This window comes from Paenibacillus sp. EB106-06-01-XG199 (assembly GCF_058791575.1).
On sequence record NZ_JBYTDQ010000004.1, the window covers coordinates 281,746 to 297,714 of the forward strand.

Consider the following 15,969-nt stretch of genomic DNA (forward strand, 5'->3'; position numbering starts at 1 on the left):
CAGGGCTAGCTCCATGGTTGTCCGCTCCCTTCAAGCTCCGGCAGAGGAAGCACCGAGTTAATCAGCATTTGGGTATAAGGATTTTGCGGGTTCTGCAAAACACTGAGGGTATCTCCCTGCTCAACAATCCGCCCCTCTTTCATCACACACAGCTTGGAGCACAGGGCGGCTGCAATCGCAAGATTATGCGTAACAAATACCATAGCAAAGCCCAGCTCATTCTGCAGGCGGGTGATCGTTTCAATGATTTGCCGCTGAACGGTAACATCCAGCGCCGTTGTTGGCTCATCGCAGAGAAGAATACCCGGCTTGCATGCCAGTGCAATGGCGATGACTACCCGTTGGCACTGCCCCCCCGAAAGCTGGCTCGGATAACGGTCCGCCCTCTTTAAAGAATCGGGCAGGCCAAGCATTTCGAGCAGTTCCACAGCCACGCTGCGTGAAGCCTTCCGGCTTAATTTTTGCCTATAATATACGACTTCCGCAAGCTGCTTAACGACCGGACAGAGCGGGTCCAGCGCCCCTCTCGGGTCTTGAAATACCATAGCGCTGCTAACGTCACTCTTAATGACTCCGCCTGTCTGTTCAACACCCCGTGGAAGCAATCCCAGAATCGAACGCAGGGTCAGCGATTTTCCGGAACCCGATTCGCCTACTAATCCCAGACTCTCCCCTTTGCCCAGTGAGAAGCTTACATTGCTTACTAATTTAGCATTGGACTTGGTTCCCAGCGATAAGGCTTCTATTTCCAAAACCGGACTTGTAGAAATCATTTTTTCCTCCATAAGTCTGCCAACCCATCTCCCACAAGAGACAACGCAATTCCCGTATACACCACTGCGAATCCCGGAACCGCCGAGAGCCACCAGGCTGTAGTTATGAAGGATTGTCCATCCGAAATCATGGTTCCCCAATCCGGGGTTGGCGGTGCAATGCCGATGCCAAGATAACCGAGTGTAACAATGGCCACCAGAAGTCCGACCATATCCGTCATAAGGACTACAACCGCTTGAGGCAGTACATTGGGCAGGAGATGACGAAGGATAATTTTTACTCCAGGCAGCCCTAACGTCTGAGCGGACGCCACCCATTCCTGCTCGCGAAACGATGCGCTAATACCTCTGACTACACGGGCAAACACAATCCAGCCTACAAGCATAAAGGTGATATAAATGCCCCGCTCACCTGCTCCGCTGGCAAAAGCCACGATAATCACGATCAGATAAAAAGGAAAAGCGATAAACGTATCCGTGAGCAGCGTAATGACCTTATCGGCCCATTTTCCGTAATATCCTGCAACCATTCCTAAAAATACACCGGTGCAGAATGGAACAATTTCCGCCAGAACCATGATGCTCAAATCGGTTCGCGCCGCATAGATCAGCCTCGTAAACAAATCGCGTCCCAATTGGTCCGTCCCCAGCCAATGTCCGGCAGACGGAGGCTGCAAAAAAGCGCTCAAATCTTGCGCTGAAGGGTCATAAGGACTCAGAAACGGTATGAATACAGCTAAGATAATAAGCACTGCAAACATAATGCTCCCCACCAGAAGAGAAGGCGTATTCCTTATTCGATGGAGAACGTTTGTCTTCCTGGCGTCCTCAAGCAACATAGGTTCTGTTATTATACGTTTCATTGTTTTCCTTTCGTTCTGGGATCGAGCCACCACGAAATGACTTCAATCAGCAGGCTGATGATCACAACAGATATCGCACAGTAAAGCGCTATTCCTTGAATGACCGGGAAATCCCGATTCGAAATTGAAGTGAACAGCAGGCTGCCAATTCCCTTGATGCCAAACACCTGTTCAACGACCAGAGTACCGCCGATCAGATAAGAAATATTAACGCCAAGCAGCATTAGCGTCGGAAGCGCCGAGTTGCGCAGCACATGCTTAAACAGGATCACCCTGCTTGGCAATCCCGCCGCCTTCAGTGTGACTACAAAATCGGATTCCAATATTTCAAGCATCTGTGCCCTTAACGAACGTACCAGCGTAGGAATCTGCGAAAAGGCGACGGTAATCGCCGGAAGTGTAAGACTGTACAAGGTTCCTAACCACCCTTCGCCTACACCCCCAACGGGAAACCAATGAAGCCGGACACTAAACAGCAGAATCAAAAGCATGCCAACCCAAAAGATTGGCATACCCAGAGTTATTGTAGGAAAAATACGGATCAAATGATCCGGCAGCTTATCCTTGTGTGTGGCTGCAACCGTAGCAAGCAGAAGGGCAATGATGACTGCCAAGATACAGGCCATCACAATGAGCAGCAAAGTAATGGGAGCCCGCTCGGCAATCAGCACTCTTGTAGAGGTTCCGGTAATTATAGAATTGCCGGTATCACCATGTGTGAACAGCGTCTTCACAAACCGGATGAATTGTTCCCATAAAGGGAGATCCAGCCCGAGAGTATGATGCATACTCTCGAGGGCCTCAGGTGTGCTGTATTCTCCCAGAATCATTTTTGCGGGATCTCCCGGCACGATTCTGATGATGAAAAAGACTGCGGTCACTACAAAGAGGATCACTGCCAAAGCTCTTAATAGAGCGGTCACAAGCCAGCTGTAAGATGTATTCCTTCCTGACGATTGGCTTAACGGCGTGCTACTCTTCATCATTTACCGATACGGACTTCTTCAAATCGAACGCTGCCGTTAGGTAAAACTACTAGACCATCCACTGAAGATCCTACGCCTTTCAGGATATCCGGATAATATAGAGGAATGTACGGAACTTCATCAGCAAGAGTTTGCAGCAGCTTGGTGTAGGTTGCCTCACGTTCCTTGCCATCCGGCGTTTTTTGCCCTTCATATAGCAGCTTGGTCACTTCATCATTCGTGTAATGGGTCCAGTACGATTTACTGAAGCCTTCCGGGTCGGTCTGAAAAGCGATAATTGAGTTCGCTTCGGGAGAATCGGCTTGACCGCTGTTGAGCATTGCCGCAAAATCATAGGCGAAGAAACGCTCACGGAAAGTGGCCAGTTCAATGGATTCAATCTCAATGTTAATCCCGATCGATTTACCTGCTGCCTGGATAATTTGCGCCTCTTGTGCTCTTGTGCTGTTGCCGGAGGCTACAAGCAATTTTGTATTGAATCCATTAGGGAAGGCAGATTTGGCAAGCTCCGCCTTGGCGTCCTCGAGATCGAAGTTCAGTGCCTTGATTGTCTCATTCGCATTATATGGAATGGTTGTCGGCAGCAATGAATTTGCAGTCTGTGCATATCCAAAGGTAAGTGCCTTAGTCAAGCCTTCACGATCCAGTGCCAGAGCCAGCGCACGACGGACATGCACATCAGAGAAATTCTTGTCCAGCGTATTGAAGAACAATTGCTCTGTCACCCAGCTGCCATTAGTTACTACTGTAGTGTCTGGGCCTTTTTTTATTTCATCGGCATTTTGCAACGCCAAAGATTCAATAGCATTCACTTCACCGGCCTTCAGCTGGTTAATGGCCTGGCTGTCATCTTCAATCAGCTTGTAAACAAGCTTATCAATATAAGGTTTTCCTTCTTGCCAATAGTTCGGGTTCTTGGTGAACGTCAGATCGCCAGCAGCATCCCACTGTTCAACAACGAAAGGTCCTGTACCTACCGGTTTCTTGAAAAACTCTTCTTCGGATACCCCGCCGAAATTGTTCGGAATTATTCCGTTGGAGAAGTTGGACAGCTCAGAGATGAACGGTGTGTAAGGCTCTTTAAGCGTAATAACAAACGTCTGTTTATCCTTCGCTACAGTGGTATCAACCTTTGCCGCTATCGCCAGCGGTCCGCCAACCTTCAAATGCCGCTGTAAGGAGAATACTGCATCCTCTGCAGTAACTTCAGTACCGTTCGAAAACTTCAAGCCGTCACGCAATACAAACGTATACGTCAAGCCGTCTTCACTGATGCTATGGGACTTGGCGAGCCAGTCCACAATTTCACCCTTGCTGTCAAAAGCAACCAAAGATTCGAATACTTTATCAATGGCAAAGGCGTTATTCGATGTAATCTGATTATGCAAATCAAGTGAGGTTACGGAAGCAGGCCGTCCATAGACGAAGGTTCCTCCCGCCGCAGGCTCCTCCGGAGTTGCGCTCTGGTTTGCCCCTTGATTCGTGTTCTGCTGGGCGTTCTTATTTGACTCAGAATTATTCTTGGAATCAGAGCATCCTGCAACCACCACTAATAATAGAAGTGCTACGGTTCCTATCCAAAATGACTTTCTAAATGCTTTAAGCTGTGACATGTCTGACTCTCCCCTCTTATAAATCATATATGTTTAGTATGGATTGTATTATGGCGTAAACCCCCTTCTCTGTCAAACAAAATATCATGGTTACGGAAAGCTAGCCTCGATTAAAACAAAACGGGACGAAGCCGGAAATCCGCTGCTTCGTCCCGTTTACTATATTGCGATAACGTGCCTAAGTCAAACATTCCGGAATCATATAATTTCCTGGAGCGCAACTTTCACTTGCATGGCCTTGTCGATGCCGGCGGTTACTGTTCCTGGCGAAGCGGGGTTCACCTCAAGCACGTTGTCAATCCCCCCCGGAACGATAACCGGAGTGACCGTAGACAGCCCGGCAGCGCGGATCACGTCAAGATCGAATTCAATCAGCAATTGCCCGGCCTTCACTTGCTCACCGGTCTCCACATGAAGCACAAAGCCTTCTCCCTTCAGGGAGACTGTGTCAATACCTACATGAATAAGCACTTGCGCTCCACTGGCATGCTCCAGAATGACGGCATGTTTGCTTTTCTTGATCACATGGGCCACGGTACCGTCGAACGGCGCGTAGACCTTGCCTTCGCTGGGTTCGATGGCGATGCCCTCTCCCAATTGTTTGCCGGCAAACCCGGGGTCCGGCACCTGATCCAGAGCCACCAGTGTTCCTGTAAGGGGTACCAGGAATGTAAGGGTTCCCGGCTCATCTGCCGCCTCAACCAGATTCGGAGCGAAGACCGGGGAGGCCGTGCGTACATTCACGTCCGTGGTATTCTCAGGCCGCATCTCTTCAGACCGAGGAGGTGCTGACGCTGTTCCGCCTGAGCCTGCCGTCTGCTCTGCCGGACCTGCGGACATCTCATCACGATAGCCAAACAGCCAGGTAAGCACGAAGGCTACAGCCATCGCAACCAGATTGACCAAAATGTACATCGGAAGCTGGCCGTTCAGATACAGCAGGGTTCCGGGAATCACCGTTATGGCCATGCCGTTGCCGGCCAGTTGGAACAGCGAAGCCAGGAAACCGCCTGCCGCACCGCCGATGAGCCCCATTACAAAAGGTTTCATATACCGGAGGTTGACCCCGAATATCGCCGGTTCGGTAATACCGAGCAGAGCGGACAGTGAGGACGGCAATGCCAGCGCCTTCAGCTTGGTGTTCTTCGTCTTCAGTCCCACAGCGAGACAAGCTGCGCCCTGAGCAGCCATTGCGCAGGTAATAATCGCATTGAACGGGTTGACGCCCGTGCGTTCCACCAGCTGAATCTCCAGAAAATTAAAGATGTGATGCACGCCGGTCACGACCACAATCTGGTGCAGCGCCCCGATCAATAGCCCTGCAATGCCCAAGGGCAAATCAAGCACATAAGTAGTTGCATTCAGTACGCCCGTCTCCAAGGAATGGAACAGAGGACCAATGGCGAACAAACCAAGCGTGATCATGAGCAGCAGAGTCAGGAACGGCGTCAAAATTAAATCAAGCGCTTCTGGAATTCGCTTACGTAATGCCTTTTCCAGCTTCGCCCCGATCAGTCCCATAATAAATGCCGGCAGTACCGACCCCTGATAACCTACAATCGGGATAAATCCGAACATAATCAGCGGCTCCGCCGTCCCTCCGGCAACTGCATAGGCATTGGGCAAAGCCGGATTGACAAGCATCAGCCCAAGCACAATCCCTAGAATGGGACTGCCGCCGAATACCCGGAAGGCCGACCAGGCTACCAGTGCAGGCAGGAAAGCAAAAGCGGTATCCGTGAGCACTTGGGTGAACAGCAGAAAATTGGCTGAGATATCCTCGGGCACGAGCCCGAACAAAGAAAGAATCTGCGGCTGGGTCAGCAAACCGCGCAGCCCCATGAACAACCCGGTGGCTACCAGAACCGGAATGATGGGAACGAATACGTCCCCGAAAGTGCGAATGGACCGCTGGAACACATTCCCCGCCTTTTTGCCCTGGTCTTTCAGATCTTCCTTGGAGGTGCTCTGAAGGCCCAGCTTCTCTACTTCCTCAAAAATACGGTTGACGGTGCCGGTGCCGAAAATAATCTGATACTGTCCGGAGTTAAAAAATGCCCCTTTGACTTTGTCGATGCCCTCGACCTGCTCTTGGTTAATGCTATCCTTGTCCCGCACCATAATACGCAGTCGGGTAGCGCAGTGCGCGAAGGAGATGATGTTGTCTTCTCCTCCTATAGCCTGCACAACCTGCTTGGCGATCATTTGATTTTCATTCATAACGCTATTCCTCCCCGTTGTATTCAATCTCCCATTGGACAACCCGGAACTCCGCGCTGCCGCCTTCGGCATAAAGGCGGATGCCTGTGCTTACCTGTTCAGGAAAAATTCTCGCCGAAAATAGCGTTTCTCCGTCATTCACAAACACTTCAACCGATGATGTATCCACAAACATTTGCAGGGTTAGCATGCGATTCCGAAGACCGGCCATGCAGCTCCGCTCCGTCCCGAACTCCAGGGCCAGAGCTTGACCTGACTCGGAACGGTCCAGTACCACTTTCCCCGCTGCGGTATCGTAATAGATGACTGTTCTCTCATTGGGGCCGACACGGAACTCAATGCCGAAGTGTTCTGCTCCATCCTCCCGGATCTGGGCCAGCAGCTCATAGACAGTGCCCCCAAGCTCCTTCATCTCAGCTGCCCCGCTGTGTATTACCGCGTGGGCCTCTGTCATCCGCCCCCGGCGTTTGACCAGTTCTCTGGCCGGACGCTGGATCAGACGGCCGTTCTCCAAGGTCAGCTCGCGGGGCAAAGTCAGACAATGCGCCCAGCCATGCTGATCCGTAGGATAATCAATCTCCGGCAGCCCCATCCATCCGACCAGCAAACGTCTGCCGTCGGGTGCCTGGGTTGTCTGTGGCGCATAAAAATCAAAGCCATAGTCAAGCTCTCTAAATTCACCATGGCGGAAATCCCTGTCCGGCAAGCGCAACGGATCGCCAGTGAGATATCCTGACTGATAGATATTCGGGAATTTGTCGCCCTCCGGCGCAAGACCTTGCGGGGAAAACAGCAGCACCCCTGCTCCATCCAGTTCAAAGTAATCGGGGCATTCCCACATATATCCAAACTTCATCAGCCGGGTGCCAAGCTCCCCTTCAAAATGCCAATTGTGCAAATCCGGCGAGCTGTACAGCACCACGCAGCCTGTATGATCTGTACGCTGTGCACCAATGATACAGTAGTAGCCCTCCGCTGCCTTCCACACTTTCGGATCGCGGTAATGATCTGTATAGCCAGGCGGCACATCGAATATAACCGGACGCTCGAGCTTTATAACCGTTCCGTCCCGTTCCATTACAGCCAGGCACTGATAGGGCAGTCTGATCCAGTCCTCGGTACGGGTATTCCCCGTATACATCAGGAACAGCTTGCCATCCTTCTCAATTGCACTGCCCGAGAACACCCCGTGTGAATCGTATTGCCCGCCCGGAGCAATGCCGATGCCAAGGTTCTTCCAGTGCACCAGATCGGAAGAAGAAGTATGATACCAATATTTCATGCCATGCTGTGTCCCCAAAGGAAACCACTGGTAAAACAAGTGGTATTCGCCTCCGTAGTAGGAGAAGCCGTTAGGATCATTCAATAACCCCACTTCCGGCTGGATATGAAATTGTTGTCTCCATGGGCTGCGTGCGACCAGCCGCTCAAGCGCTTCCCGTTCACCCGGCTCCGCTTCTTCGATAAGACGGTACAGCTGTTTTCTATCCATTTTCATCATAGGACTCTCCACTATCTATTTGGTCTAGTTCTCTTCAACGGAACCGGTTCCAACAAGCTGAAAAAGAAAACCTCTTTCCAGCATCGCTGTGAAAAAAGGTCCGGAACCGGTTCCAATGTTATTGTATGCTGAGTTCAGTCAAATTGTCAACGCTTTCTCGCTGAATAATTTCGCAGCCGGAGACGGAGACTTTGGCGACCTCTTCTCCATTCACCAAGGCTATGATGTTCTCCGCAGCCAATTGCCCCGCTTCTCTGTAATAAAATCTTATAGTCGTCAACGCCGGATGAACAATCTCAGTGACCTCGTAATCGCCGAATCCCGTCACCGACACTCCGGAAGGAATCAGTATATGTCTGAGCGAGGCTGCTTTCATCACACCGAGTGCAATATTGTCGGTCGCGCACACGATGACTGTAGGCACCCTGTCCTCAAACAGCAAATCGGCCGCCGTCACAGCCTCGTTCATTCTGAATCCGGAGGTATAAAACCTTGCATCGCAATTTCCGTATTCGCGAAGAGCCCTTTGGAAGCCTTGCTTCCGCCTTACACCTACCGCGATGTCCTGCTCCGTAACCCCAAGATAAGCGATGTGGCGATGTCCTTTTTCAAGAATATGCTTGCCCATCAGATAACCGGCCATTACATCATCATGAATCACGCTATGCAGGTCTGCATGCTGCTGCCCGATCAGTATAACCGGAATTTTGCAGTCCCGGACGGCCTTCAGGTGCCGCTCCGTTACTTGCGCCGCCAGCAGCAGCAGACCGGAAACTTTTTGCCTCGCCATCTCATAAATGAATTCAATTTCCCGCTCCAAGTCCTGATTGGTGTTGGCAATGAGCAGCTGATACTGGCGTCCCCGCAACTCATCGTCTATGCCCATTAAGGTCTGTGAGACTGCATAGGAGTCGAGGCGCGGAACAATTGTGCCGATAATGCTGGTCCGCTTTGCCTTCAGGCTTTGGGCGAATGTGTTGGGCACATACTGGTTCTGTTTGATGATGCGTTCGATTTTCTCTCTCGTCGCATCGCTGACAGAACCACCGTTCAAATATCTTGAGACCGTACTTTTAGCCACACCCGCCGCCCGGGCGATATCAATGATAGTTTTCATTCTCAGGGCTCCTAGCTGAATTTTTCTTTCATATCCCTCTATTTTACCACATGGATACCAGTCAGCTTAATAGAACAAATCCCAGCCTAAGCCCCATTCAAAAAAAGTGCCTGCCCCTAATGCATACCGGGACAGGCACCTTCAACTTCATCATACATTTACAAGCAGATTTCTTAAACTTATTTCAAACTCTTCCAGACCCAATTCTCCACTTCCGGCAGGTCAATGCCCTCTTCACGGATATACTCATAATGCTTCTTAACCATAGCATCCATCTCATCCGCGATGGCAGTGTGTTTGTCAGCTGCAGGCAAGCTCAGAACAGCTTCCTTCGTCAGATCGAAACGGTCCATCTGATTCAGTACACGCATATCGAACGGAGTCGTGATGTCGCCGTTCTCACGGTAGCCATGCACATGCAGGTTATGATTGTGGCGGTCGAAGAACAAGTCTTTAATCAGGCCTTCATAACCGTGGAAAGCGAAGATGACCGGTTTATCCTTTGTGAAAAATTGATCAAACTCATCGTCGGATAAACCACGCGGATCAAGTTTCTGGCTTCTCAGCTTAAGCAGATCGACCACGTTGATATAACGGATTTTCAGCTCAGGCAATTTCTCATGCAGGATAGAGATGGCAGCCAAAGCTTCAATCGTAGGTTCGGTACCTGCAGAAGCGAATACAACATCAGGCTCTCCGCCTTCGTCCGTGCTGGCCCAGTCAATGATCTTGAGTCCTTTATCAACCAATTCCTGCGCCTCTTGAGCCGAGAACCACTGTGGACGCGGATGTTTGGACGACACAATCAGGTTGATCTTTTGACGGTCGTTCAGGATGGTGTCAAATACAGCCAGCAGGGAGTTGGCATCAGCCGGCAAATATTCCCGGATGAATTCCGGTTTTTTGTCAGCCAGATGACCCAGCAAACCCGGATCCTGGTGCGTATAACCATTATGGTCCTGCTGGAACACAGTTGAAGTTGCGACAACATTGAGTGAAGGGATATCAGCGCGCCAGCCTTGATCGGTTGCTTTACGCAGCCATTTGAAGTGCTGGGTAATCATCGAGTCCACAACACGCAGGAAAGCTTCATAACTTGCAAAGAAGCCATGTCGTCCGGTTAGTACATAACCTTCCAGCAGTCCTTCCGCCTGATGCTCCGATAATTGGGAATCAATCACACGGCCATACGAGGCGAGGAATTCGTCATTAGGTTCATTAATTTGATCCAGCCATTGGCGTTTGGTCACTTCAAACACAGGTCCCAGACGGTTGGACATCGTTTCATCCGGTCCAAAAATCCGGAAGTTGCGGTTATCTTCATTGAGCAGGACAACCTCTTTCAGGTATTTTCCGAGAACGGCCATATCCTGGGCTACTACTTTACCTGGAACGGAGTTATCAAGCACATAATCGCGGAAATCCGGCAGGCGCAAATCTTTGATAAGGTTGCCAGCGTTGGTAACAGGATTCATCCCCATACGTCTGTCGCCTGTCGGCAGGATTTCGGCAAGCTCTGCGTTCAAGCGGCCGTTCTCATCAAATAATTCTTCCGGTCTGTAGCTGTTCATCCATTCAAGCAAAGCTGGAGCATGCTTCATATTTTTCTGGTCAACCGGAATTGGCACCTGATGGGCACGGAACGAACCGGTATTCGGCACACCGTCCCATGCTGCCGGTCCAGTCCAGCCTTTAGGGGAACGGAAGACGAGCATCGGCCATACCGGGCGGGTAAGGTCGTTATTTTCACGCGCATTTTTTTGAATGGCTGCAATTCTTTCGACGATGGTATCGAGTACCTTCGCCATTTCCGGATGCATATGTTCAGGGTCTTCGCCTTCAACAAAAAACGGCTCCCAGCCCATGCCTGTAAAGTAAGCGGTGATTTCTTCCTTCGATTGACGGGACAGAATCGTCGGGTTGCTGATTTTAAATCCGTTCAAGTGCAGAATCGGCAAAACAGCGCCATCTGTGACAGGGTTGATGAAGCGGTTGGAGAACCATGATGCGGCCAGTGGTCCGGTTTCAGCCTCACCATCTCCCACAACAACAGCAGAAATCAAATCCGGGTTATCCAGAATAGCGCCAGCGCCGTGGGATAAAGAATAACCCAGCTCGCCGCCTTCATGGATAGATCCAGGAGTTTCTGGTGCAGCATGGGAAGCAACGCCGCCAGGGAACGAGAATTGTTTGAACAGTTTTTTGAGACCCGGGATATCCTGCGTAATTTCCGGATAAATCTCAGTATAGCTTCCGTCCAGATAGGAATTCGAAACCATGACCTGACCGCCATGACCCGGACCTTCAACATAGAACATGTTCAAATCATATTTAGTAATTACACGATTCAAATGGGCATAAATAAAGTTCTGGCCCGGAATAGTACCCCAGTGTCCGATAGGTTTAATCTTAATGTCAGCATCTTTTAAAGGTTCTCTTAACAACGGATTGTCTTTCAAATACAGCTGACCTACCGAAATGTAGTTGGTTGCACGCCAATATGCGTCAAGCTTTTCCAGATACGTTTTAGACGAATAATCGACTTTCATGGTTGATAATCCCATTTCATCCACTCCTATATATATATATTGTTGCTTATTGCCATTCTTTTTCTCTACAAATACATCATACCTCTGCTCAAAATAAATACAACCTTTTTGACAAGTGATACGGTCCAATTTTGTGAAAATTTGAACATAGTATGAAAAACTCAGGAAAAAGGCTGTCAGAACACGGTTATATTGAAATTTATGTAAATACGTTACATCCACAAAAAAGTAAAGGATACAAAAAAATAAGACCGGGAAAATTCCCGGTCTTATTTTGCTCCTTAATGAACAGAAACAAACGTATTAAATTTCAAATATTGATAATGAAACCGCATATGGGAAAATTCAAAGGGAGTACCATTGTCCAAAAAGAAAATCCCCTCCATAATGCCAACAGGTTCATTTTCTTTCAAGTGCAGCAGCTCCTGATCCGTGGACAAGGACGGCTCGGCAAAAATAGATAAAAATGATTTGGTTACGGCCAGGTTCCGCGAGTCTTCCAGATAATTAAAAATGGAGCCCTCGATAATCGTCTGGTTTAAATCCTGGACGATTTTTATCGGGATATACCCCGTCTCTATCATAAAGGGATCATCATCGAACAGGCGCAAGCGGACGATTTTGTATACAAAATCATGGGGCCCCAGGAACAAATCCCGCTGCAATTCTTTGGTTGGCGGAATGACTTCGAAATTCAATACTTTGACTTTAGGTTTCTTGCCATGCATCTGGAAATTGTCGGTGACACCCAGATTGGAACCTTCGTAATTGAAGATGGATTCGTTTTTTATGTATAAGGGGTTAATAAACGTGCCTGAACCTCGTTTTTTGAAAATGATTCCGACGCTTTCCATTTTGGTTAATGCGCGCTTGATGGAGCTGCGGCTAACCTGATACGTTTCGCTAAGACTGCGTTCATCGGGTAATCGCATATCCGCAAACTGTCCAGCAAAGATTTTCATTTTAAGGTCATCAATTATTTGCTTGTAGACAAATTGTGTCATGGAGTACTCCCTCTCAGGTCTTCTGTAACAATTGATATGTATTCAAACAACCTCTTCTGTACTAACGAAAGGGTATGGATTAAAAATCAATATTAACTATATCATAATAATGAGATGGTTTATACTTTTCTCCACCCGATTTCTGCTAAATGAGGAAGTTTTATTTCAAAGAAAAACCTGATGATCTGCCGAAATATAAGAATGTGGCTATTTTTCCGGAGAGGGGGAGTTTATTATGCATATTGAAATCGTCAAAAGTCTGATCAGCCAAGTAACTGAAGAAGTCTTCTCAGAGAACAAGGATGCTATTGAGAAGGATGGAATTCAGAAAGAAAGCGTTGAATTGGCCGTTCAGTTATCCGCCTTAACAACAATAAAGATCCTTGAAAAACTTGAACTTATTGATAAAAACTAAACGTCTGTCTATCTATATTACATACACACTGACTTAGACAAGAACGCAAGCAACCCGCAGCAAGGGAATAATCCTTACTGCGGGTTGTTTTATTGACTTATTTCACGCGGCGGACCTTTTTACTTACCATTAAAACCGCTCTTTACAAACGGGCCTTATTCACGCCGGGCGGCTGTATCTCCCTCTTCATCAAGCTGCCTTAGCTCCGCTATCTGATGCAAGTGATTCAGCATCTGCTGAAAATGATCAGCTTTTTTCTGAATCGTAAGGACAAGCATCTCAAACTGTTCGGAATCCTGTCCTGATTTCTCTATGACATGCAGCAGATCGGCATTGATGCGTTCCACATTTTCAAGGCTGCTGTCCTGGGAAACCTGTATTTTCTCCAGATGCTGGAATACCTCTTCCTCCGCTTCGACGATCTCGTTCATATAAACGGTCGATTGGCCGATCCGCTCGTTCGTCTCTGCCATGGCCCGTGTTCCATCACTGGACTTGTTGTGCAGCTGTTCTATCACGCCTGTCATCCCCGACAGCGAACCCATAATTTCTTCCACATGGCTGCGGGTCCGGTCGGCAAGATTGCGGATTTCTGAAGAAACGACCGCGAACCCCCGTCCATGCTCACCAGCCCTTGCCGCCTCGATGGCTGCGTTCAGGGACAGCAGATTGGTCTGCTCAGCGATTTCCGTAATAATGCCTGCCAGCTGCCCAATACTCTGAAAATGCTGGTTTAGCTCTTGATTTAAAGACACAAACTGGGTGAATATCGCCGAGGCTTTTTGCATTTCAGCAGATATCTGTACGTTGGCTTCCTTCGCATATTCAATTTTGTTTGAGGAAAACGCGAGACTGCCATACATTTCATTGATAAGCCTTTCAGTTTGCTCGCTGTTGGCTTTCAAATGCTCCAGCAGCCGCTGAGTTCCGCCGATCTGGCTGATCATCTCTCCGCTTCCCGCGCGCAGAGCTGCAAAATCCTCTACCATCCGTCCCTCTTCCTGGAGGATGAACCCGGTTTCGCGGCTGATCTGCTCCGCCAAGGAATAGGCATGAATGCCATAGGATAATGGCTTGGAGACGGGATTCAAATCATTACAGGTGCTTGATTGGCCGGGCATACTGTCCTTTTCTGTCTGGATGACGCTGCCATGAGTTTCTATATCCGCGTCACGGCTGCTTTTCCCCCATGAAGCACGCAGCTTGTTGATCCATTGCATAGTGAGTCCCCCTTAGCCGACCAGCAGTAATACCATTGTCTGGTTGGCATGCTTTGTGTAATATTGCTCCCCGTAGCTGATGAAGCCGGCGGTGTTCCCGCAGAACCCGATCATCTTGTCGTCAAATCCTGCCCACAAGCCATCCCGGAGGAACAGCCTGTCGCGCAGCGTACAATTGATGTTGAGTACAAAAGCAGGCTTAAACGGAATCTCACGCAGCGTCTGCTCCAGCACCACAAGCGGGTCAGCCGCGCTAAGCACCTCCAGATAAGTGCTCGGCATCAATTGGCTGTAGAAGGTAATAGACTTGTCCGGATTGATGACCATCGGAGATGCAATAATCAGATCGTCTTCGTATCTTTTGCCCAGCGGGTTGCTCAGGAAATGTCCGGCTAACAGGTCTTCCTTCACATCCAGCACACGCGCATATTCTTCCGCCGCCGGGCGGCCGTTAAACGAATATACCGTTCGTCGAAACACATCCGCTTCTGTTACCAGCAGTTTCATTCCGGTCGGAACGTATATGTTTTCTTTGATCAATGCGGTACGGGCGGTCAAGTTGAAAAAGATTCCCAGGTTGCGCACCCGGCGGCTTCCGATAAAAAGATAGGTCTCTCCGCTCTCATCATCCGCTGCGCTTCCGCCAAGCACCTTGAACTCTTGATCGATAAAATAAAGCGAGGAGAGAATCGTCTCCTCCATTGCAGCCCTTCCGTCGCACAGCAGCAGCAGAAACGCATCCACATTGTCTTTTACTTTATGGTACGAGGCCTTGAGGTTATCGCCGCTGAGCACGGGCGGGTGCAGAATCTCCACAATATCGGCGATATCCGCATCGTATTCAAACCCCGAAACCACGCCGTTCCGGTAACCCTTCGGGGTATATTCACCTTTGGTCGAACATAACACGGCATTTGCAGGTGCGTGCGGGGACAGTTCCCTGACTGCACCAGCGGAGGCGAACAGCACGAGACCACGGCTGCTTGGCTTTTCCCCCAGATAACGTTTGACTTCGTCCAATGTGTCAAAAGATAAAGCTTTCATTATGTATAACAACCTTCTTTCGCGGGAAGCTTCCCTTGTAAACTGTTATTGAAAAATTTAGCTTTTATTTTCAATTCTCTAATGGTAAAACAAGAATGGGGATTGTTGTCTGTGAGCAATGTCGCAGGCAGCTTGAAGAATCACAATTCCAAGGCTGAAAAGGCATACGCCTATAGGTCAGTTGAGCGCATGCCCGAAAGCCTGTATGATGAACGTACAGTTACCCGAAAGGACAGGAAAGAAGGTGCATGATGACTTATTCACAGCGTTCAACCCACAGCGCAGCCTCATCTGACTTCACGTATCTGGAGTACCAGATTGGCATTGCCGGGGAAGAATTGAAGCAAGCTGAACATGCCAGAAAAGCTTGTGAGGCAGATTTGAACCGGTTAAGAACCTCTCCTGCGTATGACCCGGCGGCTGATGCCTCCGAGGAGGAGAAGCTGCTGGAGCAGGCAGCCAGACAACAAGCCTTAGCCGAAGCTATCCGCACAAGTCTCGCCGGACTTGAGGATGAGCTTGCGAAGCTTGAGGATGAATGAATATCTGATCAGCCAAGTGGAAACGGATAATTTATAGCGTGAAGCATGTAAAACTTATATTTACAAAAAGCCGCCGAACCTCTCAGGGTTCGGCGGCTTTGCCGCATGCGGGTCATCGCGTA

At 49.2% G+C, this 15,969-nt stretch carries 13 protein-coding genes; 2 read left to right on the forward strand and 11 right to left on the reverse strand.

Going from position 1 to position 15,969, the window contains the following annotated elements; genetic code table 11:
• Positions 1 to 5: 5 nt before the first annotated feature.
• The 9 genes from AC3WT9_RS16385 to AC3WT9_RS16425 all read right to left on the reverse strand — a co-directional run bounded on the left by AC3WT9_RS16385 (position 6) and on the right by AC3WT9_RS16425 (position 12,626).
• On the reverse strand, positions 6 to 773 hold the full coding sequence (locus AC3WT9_RS16385) for an ABC transporter ATP-binding protein (protein ID WP_341091076.1): 768 nt from the start codon (positions 771 to 773) through the stop codon (positions 6 to 8).
• The gene (locus tag AC3WT9_RS16390; protein ID WP_492407750.1) at positions 770 to 1,636 is read right to left on the reverse strand and encodes an ABC transporter permease; all 867 of its coding nucleotides are present in this window, start codon (positions 1,634 to 1,636) and stop codon (positions 770 to 772) included. Before AC3WT9_RS16390 ends, AC3WT9_RS16385 begins: the two co-directional genes overlap by 4 nt.
• The gene (locus AC3WT9_RS16395; protein ID WP_341091075.1) at positions 1,633 to 2,622 is read right to left on the reverse strand and encodes an ABC transporter permease; all 990 of its coding nucleotides are present in this window, start codon (positions 2,620 to 2,622) and stop codon (positions 1,633 to 1,635) included. The genes AC3WT9_RS16390 and AC3WT9_RS16395 overlap by 4 nt, the downstream gene beginning before the upstream one ends.
• The gene (locus AC3WT9_RS16400) at positions 2,619 to 4,235 is read right to left on the reverse strand and encodes an ABC transporter substrate-binding protein (protein WP_341377757.1); all 1,617 of its coding nucleotides are present in this window, start codon (positions 4,233 to 4,235) and stop codon (positions 2,619 to 2,621) included. The genes AC3WT9_RS16395 and AC3WT9_RS16400 overlap by 4 nt, the downstream gene beginning before the upstream one ends.
• Positions 4,236 to 4,433: 198 nt before the next feature.
• On the reverse strand, positions 4,434 to 6,455 hold the full coding sequence (locus AC3WT9_RS16405) for a sucrose-specific PTS transporter subunit IIBC (protein WP_341377755.1): 2,022 nt from the start codon (positions 6,453 to 6,455) through the stop codon (positions 4,434 to 4,436).
• Between the two features lie 4 nt (positions 6,456 to 6,459).
• Positions 6,460 to 7,953, reverse strand: a complete 1,494-nt coding sequence (locus AC3WT9_RS16410) for a glycoside hydrolase family 32 protein (RefSeq protein ID WP_341380340.1) — start codon at positions 7,951 to 7,953, stop codon at positions 6,460 to 6,462.
• Between the two features lie 121 nt (positions 7,954 to 8,074).
• A complete protein-coding gene (locus AC3WT9_RS16415) occupies positions 8,075 to 9,073 on the reverse strand; it encodes a LacI family DNA-binding transcriptional regulator (RefSeq protein WP_341091068.1) in 999 nt (332 codons plus the stop codon).
• A gap of 179 nt (positions 9,074 to 9,252) precedes the next feature.
• Positions 9,253 to 11,637, reverse strand: coding sequence for a phosphoketolase family protein (locus tag AC3WT9_RS16420; protein ID WP_341091067.1), 2,385 nt, complete (start codon positions 11,635 to 11,637; stop codon positions 9,253 to 9,255).
• 266 nt (positions 11,638 to 11,903) lie between these two features.
• Positions 11,904 to 12,626, reverse strand: a complete 723-nt coding sequence (locus AC3WT9_RS16425; RefSeq protein WP_038588026.1) for a GntR family transcriptional regulator — start codon at positions 12,624 to 12,626, stop codon at positions 11,904 to 11,906.
• A 235-nt stretch (positions 12,627 to 12,861) separates the two neighbouring features.
• Between AC3WT9_RS16425 and AC3WT9_RS16430 the strand changes: the two genes are divergently transcribed.
• Positions 12,862 to 13,041, forward strand: coding sequence for a hypothetical protein (locus AC3WT9_RS16430; protein WP_038588023.1), 180 nt, complete (start codon positions 12,862 to 12,864; stop codon positions 13,039 to 13,041).
• Positions 13,042 to 13,196: 155 nt separating this feature from the next.
• On the opposite strand, the gene AC3WT9_RS16435 is transcribed toward AC3WT9_RS16430, so the two are convergent.
• Together AC3WT9_RS16435 and AC3WT9_RS16440 are read right to left on the reverse strand one after the other, a co-directional pair.
• Positions 13,197 to 14,261 (reverse strand): methyl-accepting chemotaxis protein, encoded by a 1,065-nt coding sequence (locus tag AC3WT9_RS16435; protein ID WP_341091064.1) that lies wholly within the window; start codon positions 14,259 to 14,261, stop codon positions 13,197 to 13,199.
• A 12-nt stretch (positions 14,262 to 14,273) separates the two neighbouring features.
• Positions 14,274 to 15,305, reverse strand: a complete 1,032-nt coding sequence (locus AC3WT9_RS16440; RefSeq protein ID WP_341377753.1) for an FIST signal transduction protein — start codon at positions 15,303 to 15,305, stop codon at positions 14,274 to 14,276.
• Between the two features lie 248 nt (positions 15,306 to 15,553).
• Between AC3WT9_RS16440 and AC3WT9_RS16445 the strand changes: the two genes are divergently transcribed.
• Positions 15,554 to 15,847: a hypothetical protein gene (locus AC3WT9_RS16445; RefSeq protein ID WP_341377752.1), complete on the forward strand. Its 294-nt coding sequence runs from the start codon at positions 15,554 to 15,556 to the stop codon at positions 15,845 to 15,847.
• The last annotated feature ends 122 nt before the right edge of the window (positions 15,848 to 15,969 follow it).